The following is a 13757-nucleotide window of genomic DNA, read 5'->3' on the forward strand; positions in this document are numbered from 1 at the left end:
GCGGGCCCGCCACCGAACGGAGATCACCCGTAGAAGAGCTTCTCGAAGACGCGTCGGGCACGGCGGGTCGCGGCGAGGTAGTCCTCCTCGACACGGGTCGCTGAGCGCGGCGGATACTCGAGGATGCGTCCGATGCCGTCGAGACGGGCGCGGTCGGCGGGGAGCACGTCGCTCGTCTGGCCCGAGAGCAGGGTGTTGGCCGAACGGAGGCGGCTCGCCAGGTGCCAGGATGCCGCGAGCTTCTCGGCCGCGTCGGCCGGGACGAGGCCGGCATCGACGGCCGCGCGGAGCGCTCCGAGGGTCGACGTTGTCCGAAGACCCGGCACGGCGCGGGCGTGCTGCAGCTGGAGGATCTGGACGAGCCACTCGACGTCGCTGAGCGACCCCGGACCGAGCTTGAGGTGACGTGCGGGGTCGGCACCCTGCGGAAGCCGCTCGTTCTCGACGCGTGCCTTGATGCGACGGATCTCGCGCAAACCGTTCGGGTCGGCCTTCTCGGGGTAGCGCACCTCGTCGGCGAGAGCCATGAAGTCGTTGATGAGCTTGACGCTGCCGGCGACGCCGCGGGCGCGCAGGAGGGCCTGCGCCTCCCACGACAACGACCAGCGGCGGTAGTACTCGGCGTACGCGTCGAGGGAGCGGGCCAGAGGGCCACTGCGACCCTCGGGGCGCAACTCGGCGTCGAGATCGAGCGGGAGGCGGTGGTCCTCGGAATGCTCGCGCAGGCCGGCGACGATCTTCAGCGCCAGGTTGTTCGCGCGCTGAGGATCGAGGCCGTTCGCGCGATAGACGTACATCACGTCGGCATCCGACCCGAAACCGAGCTCTCGACCGCCGAAGCGTCCCATCGCGATGACCGAGAAGTCGAGGTCATCGTCCTCCGGCGGGACGACGGCGCGGCGGACGGCGCGGAGCGTCGCCTGGATCGTCGTCTCGGTGATGGTGGTCAGAGCGTCGGAGAGCTCCTCCAGCGACACCACCTCGAGCACAGCCGCCATCGCGACACGGAGCATCTCGCGACGACGGAGCGCGCGTACCGACCGCATGGCGTCGTCGATGTTCTGCCATCGCGTCTGGATGGCTCGCGCCTCATCTTCGAGCGCCTTGCCCGAGCGTGGGCGGAGCAGAGCATCGTCGTCGAGCCATGCCACCGCTTCGGGTATCCACTCCATCAGCTCGCCGATGTAGCGCGATCCCGACAGCACACGCGTCAGGCTCTCGGCCGCACCGGCGGAGTCTCTAAGCACACGGAGGAACCAGGGTGTGTTCCCCAGTCGCTCGCTGATGCGCCGGAAAACCAGGAGCCCGTAGTCGGGGTCGACGCCATCGGCGAACCAGCGGATCATCACCGGCATGAGGTGCCGCTGAATGGTGGCCTTGCGGCTCAACCCGGTGGTCAGCGCGGCGATGTGCCTCAGGGCGCCGGCAGGATCGCGGAAGCCGATCGCGGCGAGGCGGTCGCGCGCCTGCTCGGTCGAGAGGGTGCGCTCCCCCTCGGGCAGGGCCGCCACGGCGGAGAGCAGCGGACGGTAGAAGAGGCGCACGTGGATGTCGCGCACCTCGCGTTTGATGGCCTCCCACGCGGCCTGAACCCCCTCGGCGGAATCCGCCAATCGCGTCGCCCGCGCGAGGACGCGAAGATCGTCGGGCTTCTCGGGGAGGAGCGCCGTCCTGCGCAGACCCCGCAATTGCAGGCGATGCTCAAGCAGACGCAGCAGGCGGTAGTCGCGCGCGAACGCCTCGGCCTCGGAACGCCCGATGTAGCCCTCGGCGACGAGCGCGTCCAACGCTTCGAGCGTGCCGCGCTGGCGGATCCGCTCGTCGGTGAGCCCGTGCACGAGCTGAAGCAGCTGCACCGTGAACTCGACATCGCGGATGCCGCCGGGACCGAGCTTCAGCTGACGGTTGATCTCGCTCGCCGGGATGTGGTCGGTCACGCGCTCGCGCATGCGCTGCACGCCCTCGACGAAGTTCTCGCGCGCGGCGCTGTGCCACACGAGAGGCTGCATCGCCGAGACGTAGTCGGCGCCGAGCTGCGCGTCGCCCGCGATCGCGCGCGCCTTCAAGAGCGCCTGAAACTCCCAGCTCTTCGCCCACCGGTCGTAGTACTGCCGGTGCGAGCCGAGGCTGCGTACGAGCGCTCCCTGCTTCCCTTCGGGGCGGAGGTTCGGGTCGACCTCCCACAGAGGCGGCTCGATCTCAGGCCCCGAGATGCCGCGCATCGTCTGCACGGCCAGGCGCGTCCCGATGTCGATCGCGCGCGCCTCGGACACGACCTCTTCGTCAGCCGACCCGCCGACGAAGATCACGTCGACGTCGCTGACATAGTTCAGCTCGCGGGCACCGGTCTTGCCCATCGCGATGATCGCGAACTGCGTCGCCTCGACCTGGGCGCGCGGAAACGCCGCCGGCCCGGGCCCGGCCACACGCGCACGAGCGACGCTCAGCGAAGCCTCGAGCGCCGCTCCGGCCAGGTCGGCGAGGGATGCCGAGACCATGTCGATCGCGGCGGCCGGGTCGTCCTGCCCCAGGTCGTACGCGGCGATCCGGGCCAGGATGCGCCGATAGCGCACTCGCAACGCCACCCACGCGGCATCCGAGGAATCCGCCGCGAAGCCGTTCTCGTCGCCGACGGATGCCAGGAGGTCGGCACGCATCTCCTGCTCGTCGGGGATGGTCAGACCGGCGCCGGCGAGGTGCGCGAGCTCCTCCGGATGACGGAGGTAGAACTCCGCGAACCCGTCCGAGGCGCCCACGATGTCCCAGAGCGCGCGCCACGCTCCGGCGTCTGCGGCGCAGGCGCGCACCGCATCCGTGTTCCGTCGAGCGATCTGCACGATCGCCGACAGGGCGCGATCGGGGTCCGCGACGCGCTGCGCCAGGGCCGTGGCATCCGTCCGCTCGACGCCGACCAGCTCGTCGAGCTCGCCGAGGAGCGCATCGGCCTCGGCGAGTCGCGAGAAGCCGATGCGCGCCAGGGCCGTGAGCGCCGTCGATCGATCGCCCGACATCATCGGTGTCCTGTCGGGCGGTGTCAGAGTGCCTCGAGGTTGCTCGCGAGCTCGAACGGCGTCACCTGAGCGCGGTACTGCTGCCATTCGCGACGCTTGTTGAGCAGCACGTACTTGAAGACCGTCTCGCCGAGCGTCTCGGCGACGAGCTCCGACTCCTCGAGGTACTCGAGGGCGTGGTCGAGGCTCGCGGGCAGCGGCGCGTATCCGAGCGCACGGCGCTCGGCGTCGCTGAGCGACCAGACGTTGTCTTCGGCCTCGGCGGGGAGCTCGTACTCCTCTTCGATGCCCTTGAGGCCGGCCGCGAGCATGAGCGCGTACGACAGGTACGGGTTCGCGGCGGAGTCGAGCGCGCGGTACTCAACCCGCGTCGACTGACCCTTGTTCGGCTTGTACAGCGGCACGCGCACGAGCGCCGACCGGTTGTTGTGGCCCCAGCAGATGAAGCTGGGAGCCTCGTCGCCGCCCCACAGGCGCTTGTACGAGTTGACGAACTGGTTGGTGACGGCCGAGATCTCGTTCGCGTGGCGCAGCAGGCCCGCGATGAAGTGACGGCCGACCTTCGACAGCTGGTACTGCGCGCCCTCTTCGTAGAACGCGTTCATGTCGCCCTCGAAGAGCGACAGGTGCGTGTGCATGCCGCTGCCGGGCTGGCCGCTGATCGGCTTCGGCATGAACGTGGCGTAGACGCCCTGCTCGATCGCGACCTCCTTCACGACCGTGCGGAAGGTCATGATGTTGTCGGCGGTCGTGAGCGCGTCTGCGTAGCGCAGGTCGATCTCGTTCTGGCCGGGGCCGCCCTCGTGGTGGCTGAACTCGACGGAGATGCCGAGGTCTTCGAGCATGCGCACCGAGCGACGGCGGAAGTCGTGAGCCGTGCCGCCGGGGACGTTGTCGAAGTAGCCGGCCGAGTCGACGGGCTCGGGGCGTCCGTCGGCGCCCAGCTGGGACGACTTGAGGAGGTAGAACTCGATCTCGGGGTGCGTGTAGAACGTGAACCCGGCGTCGGCGGCCTTGGCGAGCGTGCGCTTGAGCACGTGGCGCGGGTCGGCCACGGCGGGCTGGCCGTCGGGCGTCGTGATGTCGCAGAACATGCGCGCCGTGGGGTCGATCTCGCCGCGCCACGGCAGGATCTGGAAGGTCGTCGGGTCGGGGTGGGCGAGCAGGTCCGACTCGTACGAACGCGTGAGACCCTCGATGGCCGAGCCGTCGAATCCGAGGCCCTCGGTGAAGGCCCCCTCGACCTCGGCCGGCGCGATCGCCACCGACTTCAGCGTGCCCACGACATCCGTGAACCACAGGCGCACGAACTTCACGCCGCGTTCTTCGATCGTGCGCAGAACGAAATCGCGCTGCTTGTCCATCGTCGTCATCCCTCGTTCTCAGTACGGTGCGGTCAGCGGTTGACGCCGTCGACGGGTCAGCGGTCGTCGCGGGCGTCGTCTTCGGCCCACTGCCGCGACCGCTCGCGCAGGATCTCGGGCGCGCGAGCCGCCTCTTCGGCGGTGTCGAAGGGCCCGGCACGGTCGATCGCCGGCGAGGCGTATCCCTGCTCCACCTCGTGGGTCTCCAGGTTGTACCAGTACTTCGTGTTCTCGTCGCTCACGATCGCTCCTCGCGTGGGTCAAGCGTCTGCGGCGGCTGTCCGCCGGGCCTCTGTCGATCCTACTGATCCAGGCCGCTCGGCTGGATAGGCTGGAGGGCATGGCAACGAATGCGTCGCGCGCGGTCGGAGTGGACATCGGCGGAACCGGAATCAAAGCGGGGATCGTCGATCTGGATGCCGGGGAGTTGGTCAGCGATCGCATCAAGGTCGCGACCCCCGCCGGCGCGGAGCCCGCCGACGTGCTCGCCGCCGTCAAGGAGGTGCTCGAGACCCTCGAAGCGCCGGCAGACCTGCCGCTCGGCGTGGCCTTCCCGGCCATCGTGAAGGGCGGACGAACCCTCTCGGCAGCCAACGTGTCGAAGTCGTGGATCGGCTTCGAGGCGGAGAAGTTCTTCGAGCACGGTCTGTCTCGCGACATTCACTTCGCTAACGACGCCGATGTCGCCGGTGTCGCGGAGGTGCGATACGGCGCCGCGAAGGGTATCGACGGTCTCGTCATCCTGACGACGCTCGGCACCGGGATTGGTTCGGCGCTGATCTACGACGGCGTGCTCGTCCCCAACAGCGAGCTCGGCCATCTGCAGCGCAGCGGTCACAAGCGGGACGCCGAGGGCTACGCCGCCTACTCCGTGATGGAGCGCGAGGAACTCTCGTGGGAGAAATGGGCGAAGCGCCTGCAGTGGTACTACGACTACGTGGAGTTCCTCTTCAGCCCCGACCTGATCGTCGTGGGCGGCGGGGTCTCGAAGCACTCCGAGCAGTTCCTGCCCCTGCTCAAGCTGCGTGCCCCCATCGTCCCCGCGAAGCATCGCAACAACGCGGGGATCATCGGCGCAGCCTCGCTGGCCGTGCCTGTGCCCGAGGCGCTGCCCGCTGTCAAGTGAGGCCGTCTTTCTGACGGACGCGTTTCGGCTTTCCTATGGTGGAGCCATGAAACGTCTCCCCGCTGTCCTCGTCCTCGCCACCGCCGCTGTGCTCCTCGCCGGATGCACCAGCGAAACGACCGAGGAGAACATCACCGTCATGCCCGGACAGACCGGGACCTTCTCGTCGGGCGACACGACCGTCGTCGTCGAGCCGGAAGACACCGCGAGTCCGGCCTCGTCGGAGGATGCCGCCTACCTCACCGAGGTGCGCAGCAAGCTCGGCGACCTCGCTTCGGCGACGGACGATGAGTTGGTCTCGCTCGGCGAGAGCACGTGCGAGCAGCTCGAGGCCGGAACGCCCGCCGACCAGGTCATCCTCGTCGTTCCCGCGGGCCTCTCCGCTCAGCCGGGTGACGGCGTCATCGTCGCCCAGGCTGCTCAGGCGACGCTCTGCGACTGACCGGCGCATTCGCCGAACCGGCGTGCAGGCCCGTCCTCGCGGCGCGAACTCGCCTGGTCGAGTGACGTGAAGCGAATGGGCCGGCCTGTACGCCGGGTTCTGTCCGGGGGCGTGAGCCCCGTGGACGGTCATCTCTCTCGGCGACACGTTGCCGTGCCGCTCCAGCGGCCTACCCGGGGACTCGGCGAGCCGCGTCAACATCCCCTGTCTGGCCTTGCTCCGGACGAGGTTTACCTCGCGGGTCGTGTCACCACGACCCCGGTGGTCTCTTACACCACCCTTTCACCCTTACCCCGCGGCCCTTCGACAAGCTCAGGGACCGGAGTTCCTGCGCTCAGGGACGGGGCGGTCTGCTCTCTGTGGCACTGTCTCGCGGATTGCTCCGGGTGGGCGTTACCCACCGTCCTGCCCTGTGGAGCCCGGACGTTCCTCGGCACGGGCGAACCCGTGACGCGACCGTCCAGCCGACCCATTCGCACCCTCGAGTCTACGCGGGCCGATCACGCCTTCTCCGCCGTCTCGCCGATTCGGAGGTCGAGCGGGAAGTCCAGGGGGAACGAGCCGAAGAGAAGGCGTTGAGCGGTCGCCGCCGACTCGCGGACGGCCGCGGCGACGGCTTCGGCGTGAACGACCGGCGTGTGCACGATGATCTCGTCGTGCAGGTAGAACGCCAGGTGCGGGCGGCGCTCGAACACCGGGCCGGAGCGGGGCGCGGCATCCGCGGCATCCACGGGTTCGAAAGCCGCGAGGCGCCCGCGCAGATCGGCGAGCCAGGCGAGAGCCCATTCGGCGGCCGTTCCCTGCACCACGAAGTTGCGCGTGAAGCGCCCCCGGTCGCGCGCGGAGCGGCGGGCGCGGGTCTCGTCGATCCCGGACGCCTCGGCGTCGCCGGCGCGCGACTGCACCGCGCGCCACGCCTCGCCGGGGCCGGGCGAGGTACGGCCGAGCCACGTCGACACGACACCGCCCTCTTCGCCGACGCGCGCCGCGTGGTCGACGAGCGCCATGGCCCGGGGAAAGGTGCGCCGCAGACGGGGAAGGAGACGGCCGCTCTCCCCGGTCGTCGCGCCGTACATCGCCCCGAGCATCGCGATCTTCGCCTCGGCGCGCGTGGCGACCGCACCGGCCTCGACGACACCCGCGTAGAGATCGCGGCCGCGCGCGGCGTCGGCGAGAGCGGTGTCGCGCGCCATCGCCGCCAGGACGCGGGGTTCCAGCTGCGCGACGTCGGCCGTGACGAGCGTCCACCCCGGGTCGGCACGAACCGCGACGCGGAGCGCCCGGGGAATCTGAAGCGCTCCCCCGCCGGATGACGCCCAGCGGCCGGTGACGACGCCCGCCGGCACGTACACGGGCCGGAACCGGCCGTCGTGAACCCACTCCGACATCCACGCCCACCCGTTCGCGGTGTACAGGCGCATCAGCTTCTTGTACGCCAGGAGGGGTTCCACCACCGGATGGTCGTGCTCGGACAGCTCCCACTTGCTCGTCGATTCGACGAAGAGACCGGCGCGATGGAGCGACCGCAGCAGACGTGGCTGCGAGTCGAGCGACGCCGACGGGTCGCCGAGAGCCGCGCGCACGCGTGCCGCGGACTCCTCGATGCGGGTGGGGAGAGCCTGGCCGCGCCGCTCCCCCAGCTCCCGCGCCAGTAGGATGCCGTGCGCCTCGACGCTCCATGGCAAGCCGGTCTCATGCAGCTCGACCGCGAGAAGTGCGCCCGCCGACTCGGCCGCGCACAGAAGGCGCAGCGCAGCCGGCGTGGAGGCGCCGTCGATGGCGGCGCGCTGACGGCGATACTCCTCGAGCGCCGCGTCTGCGGTGTCGGGAGGGCCGGATGCCGTGTCCGCGAGGTCGAACAGTGTGTCGGCCGCGACGGTGTCGGCTGCCACCGCGTCCCAGGCGCGAGCGGCACGCAGACCGTGGTCGTCGGTGACGGCTGCGGCATCGCGGAGGAGCGCGTGCACGAGGCGGAGGTCCCATGCTCGCCCCACGCGAACGCCCGCGGCGAGCAGACCGGGATACCACGTACGCGTGTCGCTCCAGATCCAGCGGACCGGCCCGGTCGTCTCGCGGTCGTGGATCGCACGGGTGACGTCGGACGCCCGGACGGTGACGGCGGAGGTCGCGGCGCCCGTGGCATCCAGATCGATCAGGGTGACATCACCGGATGCCGTCCGTCCGACGACGACCGCGTCAGAGGCCGCGGACGCCAGGGCGCTTCACCGCGATTCTTCGGTGCGCACGAGGATCGCCCCGCACTCGGGGCAGAAGACGACCTCGTCGGTCTGCGCGCGGCGGACCGACGCCAGATCGCTCGGGGGCAGAACCATGCGACACGCTTCGCACGCACCCGCTCGGAGGAGACCGGCACCGTTTCCGCGCGCGGCCAGGCGCTCGTAGAGCGCGACCAGATCCGCCGGCACGGAGCCGGCCACGGCCTCGCGGTCGCGACGGGCTCCCTCGAGCCGCTCGGTGGCCTCGGCGACCACGCGCTTGGCTTCGGCGCTCAGCTCTGCACCGCGGGCGTTGGTCTCGGCGATCAGAGCCTCTTGCTCGGCAACGGCGGCATCCGCGTTCTCGAGCCGCTCCATGAGTTCGATCTCGAGGTCCTCGAGATCGCTCTTGCGACGCGCGAGAGCGGCGAGCTCGCTCTCGAACCCCTGCGCCTGCTTCGGGTTCGACGAGGCGGCCAGTCGCTCGGTGTCGCGTGCGATGCGGGCGTCGACCACCTTGACGTCGGACTCGAGACGCGCGATCTCAGCCGTCAGGTCGTCGCGGGCGTTGGCTCGACTCGACAGTTCCTGGGTCAGCGTGGCGCGCTGGGCGAGCAGGTCGTGCACCTCCGCCGCTTGCGGCGGGTTGCCCGCGACACGCTCATCGTGCCGGATACGGGCATCGAGGTCGGCGAGATCGAGCAGTTTGCGCTGGTCGGCGGGGTCGGCGTTCACGGTGTCCACGCTACCGCGAGGGTCGGACACGCGAGCGCCCTGGGTAGCCTGGAACGTACGGACCCCCGGATGAAGGGATGCCATCACCGTGACATGGAGCATCGATCCCGCACAGGCGCGCGCCGTCTGCCGTGCAACCGACGAACACGCCCAGGCCATCGACGATGTCGTGACCGCGACCGCGAACGCCTTCGACGCGGCCCAGACGGCCGTCGGCGACGGTGAGACCTCGACCGCGCTCAGCGAGGTTGCCGCCGACCCGTTCCTGATCCGCCTCGCCGCTCTCCGACGGCACGTCAGCACGGTCACCGAGACGACCGAGAGCGTGATTTCGTTCTACGAGCAGGGCGACGACGACATGGCGGCGCAGACGCAGTCGACGATGAGCGGTGTGCAGCCGTGAGCACGCCCTTCACCGGAACCGGACCGCTCGTCGCGGTGCCCAGCTCGGAAGCGGTATCGGCGGCCGCCGACACCCTCGCCGCGGCATTGGACGGACTCGACGACGCCTCGACCGACATCACGACCACCTGGGGTGGTCTGAGCGCGGTCTATCACGCTCCCGAAGCGCAGACGGCGTACGGCGCGATGGCGCCTGTGCCGGCGACCGTCGACGACCTCAAGACCGCTCTCGCGGCTGCCGTCTCGGCCCTGCGGACCTACGCCGACACCCTGACGTCGCTCGAGGCGCGGCGCGCCGCCCTGGTGGCCGACCTCGCCACCGTCGACGAGCAGCTCGACCTGCCGATGGACGACCGTGACCCGAGCGCCCCCACGGTGTGGGACGTCGCGCAGAGGCGATCGGTGTTCGAGGGCGACGTGGTCGCGGCCGACCAGGAGTGCGCGCGAGCGCTGCGCGCTCTTCGGACGTCAGCCTCGTGGTCGATGAACGACGGCCTCGAGATCGTCAACGGCAACATCGGCTCGGGCACGCAGGGTCTCGCCGCTGAGCTCCTGCAGCGGTACCGCGGCACGCTCATGGTCCCCGGTCCCGGAGCCCTCCTGCCGGACGAGATCACGCTCACCGCGGGCCAGATCAACCCGACGTGGCCGCGCACCATGATCGATGGACAGGTGTGGGTGCGCAGCCCCTCCGGCATCCTGATGCTCGAAAGCAATCTGCTGCCCGACACCCCTCCCCGCGTCTCGGGTCTGCCGGGCTGGCAGGGCCAGCCGCAGTTCGCTCCCGACAAAGTGGGCACGCCGCCGGAGTGGGCCGGCCGTGCCGGTAAGGCGCTCGGCCTGCTCGGCGCCGGACTCACGTACTGGGGTGTCTACGGCGAGAGCTACAACGACACCCTCACGCGGCACCCGGACTGGTCCGAAGACGAGCGGCAGGAAGAGGCCGTCGTCGACACCGTCGTGATCGGCAGCGCGTCCGTCGCGGGTGGAGCCGGCGGCGGCTGGGGCGGCGCTCTCCTCGGTGCGAGCATCGGATCGATCTTCCCCGGCCCGGGAACCATCATCGGCGGGATCATCGGCGGTGTGATCGGCGGCGTCCTGGGCGGCATGGGCGGTCAAGCGGTCGCGCAGGACGTGATGGACGACGTCCGTCAGGAGAACGTCGAGATCATGGCACCCGGGCCGATCGGGGCGCAGCCGGGGAACGTCCTATGACCGTCGGGCTTCTCCTCGGGGCCGTCTTCCTCGTGCTCGGCGTCGTCGCCTACACCGGTCGATGGAAGGGGTGGATCCGCGCGCGACGCGGATTCGGCAGCACGATCGGTTTCGCCTGGCTGTGGTTGGGTGCGGCGTTCGCCATGGCATCCGTGGCCCTGCTCGTGGAGTCGTACTCGCGAGAGGTTTTCTTCGTCCTGCTCGGGGTCGCGGCGGTCCTGCTCGTCGTGGCGATCGTCGGGGCGTTCTGGCTCCCCCGCTTCCTTCTCCCCGTGTGGTACCTCACCCTGCGCGGCGACCCGACGATGAAAGGCGGCCGCGCGTGAAGTTCTCGACCGCCGACCGACGCGTTCCCGACGTCCTTGAGGTACGGACCCCGCACGCGATCGTGACCTATCCCGACAGCTTCGTCGCTTCGGAGTACCGCGGCGCCGAACTCGTGCTCGCCCTCCGCGAGCGGCAGGACGTCTTCCAGCCCAACCTCGTCCTCACGGTGGTGGACAGCACCGCGCCGCTCACCGACGCGTCTGCGGCCGCGATCCTCGCCGCGAGCCAGCAGCATCCCGGAGCCCGGGTGGTGGGTGTCGACCTGTGGGACGAGAATCCGGATGCCACCCTCGCCCGCGCGCGATGCATCACCTTCGTCTACCCGGCGGGCGCGACCGACGTCGTCGTGACGAAGACGGTGTGGGCGACGGGGACGCACCACGTGCACCTGTCCGCCAGCGCCACCCCCGCTCAGCTCGGAGCAGTGGGCCCGGTCTTCTCGTGGATCGCCGCGCAGCTGCGTCTCACCGCCGATGCCGGCGAGGTCGAGGCGGCGGCGCGATCGGTGGGTGCCGCTCCCGCCGACGCCGACGCCTCAACGCGTGTCGGCTTCCCGCTCGAGGCTCTCAGCGCGTTCGCTCCCACGCCTTTCGCCACGACCGCGCCGGTGGTCTCGGCGGCGGCTCTGAGCGCGCTGCGCGCGGGTGCGTCACGCTCACGCCGGGGCTCGGCATCCGCGATTCTTCCCCGCCGTGTCAGAGCGACGGATGCCGCGGCCGAGCTGCTCGCGGCCGGTTTCATCGACGAGGGCGCGGCGCTCACCCCGACGGGCACGGCGGTCGCCTCGGCTCTCGGCGCGCGTCAGCCTCTCCTCGTCGCCCGGGTTCGGCGCGGAGGTCGAGCCGCCGTTCTCGTGGCCTTCGCCGGGCCGCGCGGCGTTGTGATCGCGCACGACCCCTCGATCGGCGAGCTGAACGCGGGTGCCGCGATCGCCGATCCGGAACGTCGCCACATCGCTCTGGTCGTCCCGGAGCACGTGCCCTCGTTCGTCGCCGCGTGGATCGGACTCGAGCCCTTCTGGCCGATCGACGACGCCGAACCGATGACGGTGTCGACGCGGCAACTCGAGGCGGCTGTCGACTCGCCGACGGACGGATGGGCCGACGTGCTCATCCAGGGAGCGGGCCGCGAGCGCTTCGACGCCGTCATTCCGGGTCACGGATGGAAGCGCGTGACCCCGCCGGTCGACGGCGTGCACGAACTCGTCGCCGATCCCAGTCGCGCGGTGTACACGTTCCTCGTCGATCTCTGCGCCCGTTCGCTCGAGGAAGTCCCGGTCTCGCCCGCCCGCTAGACTCGTGGCATCCCGGGCCTTTAGCTCAGCTGGTAGAGCGCCACGTTTACACCGTGGATGTCGTCGGTTCGATCCCGGCAGGGCCCACCACGAGAACGACCATTAGGGTCGATACCGTACAGCTATGCGCCCATCGTTCAGGGACGACCTATCCTCGTTCCCCCCTGGCCTTCAGCTACATCTCTATGTCGGTCGAATTACCGGCGCAGGCGCGAGCCTCGACGACAATATGACGCGAGTCGTCGCCGCACTTGCGAGTTCGGAACACCCGTCCGCTGATGGTGGAAACCACGGCGTGAGGGGAGCCTCCGTGTGGGAGCGGAGTCAGAAGCTCACGCGAAAAGCCTGGGCGGTGAAGCTCGAACTATTAGAACTGCTATGGCCCGACAATTGGACAGATCCTCGGCCCTTCCTTCAAATTCTGAAATCGGCTGGCGACGCTCGTAATTGTGCGGCACATTCCGTTGGCTCTCCGATAGCCGACGTTTTCCTCGAGCGAGCTAAGGGGTGAGTGATGAGGCCACACTTCAGGGGATCGCCGAAGAACTTCCGTGGTCGTCATACAACACGCGCAATCGATCTAACGCAGTCTTTGATGTGGCGGAAGCAGAAAAGAACCTCAAGCTTATGTACGATCTCGACCGGACGACATTCGAGTTGATGATTTGGTCTTTTTCGAGGCGGCATCTTCCACTCGACGCGATGAGCCTCTTTCGCTCTGTCTGCGATCACCCAACCGGGTTGCCGAGAATTGTCTAAAGGGTCATAAGAACCACCGTCAACTCAGGATGTTCACGCTCCGCGCGATCACGAGTGCGAGAAGCACGAACCCCGAGATCGCCTGCACCATCATGAACATCTTGGCGCGCGTGCTCAGCGGCATGACGTCGGTCGGGCTGAAGGCCATCGCGTTGGATGCCGAGAAGTAGAGGTAGTCGACGTACCCCGGTGCCCAGTCCTCGACGTCGGACGAGCGCCGCGCCACCTCGCGGACGGCGTCGCGGTCGGAGTCCTGCGGGAACTGGAAGTCGGCGGGCGGTAGCTCGTCGCGGGCATCTCGTCGGCGAGCGATCGGACCGCCCCGGTCCATCTCCCAGTAGACGACCGCGTAGCCGATGACGTTGATCGCCCAGACCTGCGCCGCCCCCAGGAGAGTCGTCGCGCCGCTCCCCTCGCCCTGGAGCAGCTGGTGGACGAGGAGGAAGAAGGCGACCTGGTTGGCGCTCAGCAGCAGCACGGTGAAGCCCAGGGCGAAGCCGCGGCCGACGCGGGTCTCGCGCGTCAGGCGCGCCGGATTGGTCACGACCATCGGGATCGCGCAGAGGACACCGGCGATCACGACGACATAGCGCAGCGCGCCCGAAGCATCGCTCGGGAGGACCGCGTACAGGCCGGTTCCGACGGCGAGAGCGATGAGCACCGGCCAGCGATGCTCGGGGCGGGTGCGGAAGCCCGCGGATGCGCTGGAGGTCACGCGCTCAGGCTAGACCCGCCGCCGATGTGCGAGCGGTGGAACGGTGAGGTCTGGCATCCGGTGGGACCCTCTCCGGGCGGCCCTGAATCGTTCGACGTCGAAGCGTCATGTGGCTGCGAACGACGTGTCGGCCGCACGCGCCTCCGGCGTC

At 69.5% G+C, this 13757-nt stretch carries 12 protein-coding genes, 1 tRNA gene and 1 other RNA gene; 7 read left to right on the forward strand and 7 right to left on the reverse strand.

Translation table 11 applies throughout. From position 1 onward, the window contains the following. Positions 1-23 precede the first annotated feature (23 nt). The 3 genes from AB0O24_RS10465 to AB0O24_RS10475 are packed head-to-tail and all read right to left on the reverse strand — an operon-like array spanning position 24 to position 4617. Positions 24-3014, reverse strand: coding sequence for a bifunctional [glutamine synthetase] adenylyltransferase/[glutamine synthetase]-adenylyl-L-tyrosine phosphorylase (locus AB0O24_RS10465; protein WP_275797340.1), 2991 nt, complete (start codon positions 3012-3014; stop codon positions 24-26). Between the two features lie 20 nt (positions 3015-3034). Next, positions 3035-4375: a type I glutamate--ammonia ligase gene (gene glnA, locus AB0O24_RS10470; protein WP_058595722.1), complete on the reverse strand. Its 1341-nt coding sequence runs from the start codon at positions 4373-4375 to the stop codon at positions 3035-3037. Positions 4376-4431: 56 nt separating this feature from the next. Then, the gene (locus AB0O24_RS10475) at positions 4432-4617 is read right to left on the reverse strand and encodes an SPOR domain-containing protein (protein WP_275797338.1); all 186 of its coding nucleotides are present in this window, start codon (positions 4615-4617) and stop codon (positions 4432-4434) included. 98 nt (positions 4618-4715) lie between these two features. Between AB0O24_RS10475 and ppgK the strand changes: the two genes are divergently transcribed. Together ppgK and AB0O24_RS10485 are read left to right on the forward strand one after the other, a co-directional pair. Further along, entirely contained in the window at positions 4716-5501 is a 786-nt protein-coding gene (gene ppgK / locus AB0O24_RS10480) for a polyphosphate--glucose phosphotransferase (RefSeq protein ID WP_275797336.1), read from the forward strand. Positions 5502-5547: 46 nt separating this feature from the next. Then, positions 5548-5943, forward strand: coding sequence for a DUF732 domain-containing protein (locus tag AB0O24_RS10485; protein ID WP_275797334.1), 396 nt, complete (start codon positions 5548-5550; stop codon positions 5941-5943). A 72-nt stretch (positions 5944-6015) separates the two neighbouring features. Here the strand turns inward: AB0O24_RS10485 and rnpB are convergent. From rnpB to AB0O24_RS10500, 3 genes are all read right to left on the reverse strand, one after another. Continuing rightward, positions 6016-6415: RNase P RNA component class A (rnpB, locus tag AB0O24_RS10490), an RNA gene on the reverse strand. Positions 6416-6443: 28 nt separating this feature from the next. Continuing rightward, positions 6444-8159: a bifunctional 3'-5' exonuclease/DNA polymerase gene (locus tag AB0O24_RS10495; protein ID WP_363374869.1), complete on the reverse strand. Its 1716-nt coding sequence runs from the start codon at positions 8157-8159 to the stop codon at positions 6444-6446. 6 nt (positions 8160-8165) lie between these two features. Next, positions 8166-8894 carry a C4-type zinc ribbon domain-containing protein gene (locus AB0O24_RS10500; protein WP_363374699.1) on the reverse strand — a complete coding sequence of 243 codons (729 nt, stop codon included), beginning with the start codon at positions 8892-8894 and terminating at the stop codon, positions 8166-8168. Positions 8895-8982: 88 nt separating this feature from the next. Here AB0O24_RS10500 and AB0O24_RS10505 point away from each other — a divergent pair, with 88 nt between their 5' ends. The 5 genes from AB0O24_RS10505 to AB0O24_RS10525 all read left to right on the forward strand — a co-directional run bounded on the left by AB0O24_RS10505 (position 8983) and on the right by AB0O24_RS10525 (position 12222). Beyond that, positions 8983-9297 (forward strand): DUF6507 family protein, encoded by a 315-nt coding sequence (locus AB0O24_RS10505; RefSeq protein ID WP_363374701.1) that lies wholly within the window; start codon positions 8983-8985, stop codon positions 9295-9297. Further along, positions 9294-10511, forward strand: a complete 1218-nt coding sequence (locus AB0O24_RS10510) for a hypothetical protein (protein WP_363374703.1) — start codon at positions 9294-9296, stop codon at positions 10509-10511. Before AB0O24_RS10505 ends, AB0O24_RS10510 begins: the two co-directional genes overlap by 4 nt. Continuing rightward, complete coding sequence (locus AB0O24_RS10515) at positions 10508-10837, forward strand: hypothetical protein (RefSeq protein WP_363374706.1); 330 nt, start codon at positions 10508-10510, stop codon at positions 10835-10837. The genes AB0O24_RS10510 and AB0O24_RS10515 overlap by 4 nt, the downstream gene beginning before the upstream one ends. Next, positions 10834-12132, forward strand: coding sequence for a hypothetical protein (locus tag AB0O24_RS10520; RefSeq protein ID WP_363374709.1), 1299 nt, complete (start codon positions 10834-10836; stop codon positions 12130-12132). The genes AB0O24_RS10515 and AB0O24_RS10520 overlap by 4 nt, the downstream gene beginning before the upstream one ends. Positions 12133-12146: 14 nt before the next feature. Continuing rightward, positions 12147-12222 (forward strand) — tRNA-Val (locus AB0O24_RS10525). A gap of 688 nt (positions 12223-12910) precedes the next feature. Here AB0O24_RS10525 and AB0O24_RS10530 read toward each other — a convergent pair. Continuing rightward, complete coding sequence (locus tag AB0O24_RS10530) at positions 12911-13606, reverse strand: hypothetical protein (protein ID WP_363333740.1); 696 nt, start codon at positions 13604-13606, stop codon at positions 12911-12913. Positions 13607-13757 lie beyond the last annotated feature (151 nt).

Origin of the sequence: Microbacterium sp. NPDC086615 (assembly GCF_040686055.1) — a bacterium.
Taxonomy (GTDB): Bacteria; Actinomycetota; Actinomycetes; order Actinomycetales; family Microbacteriaceae; genus Microbacterium.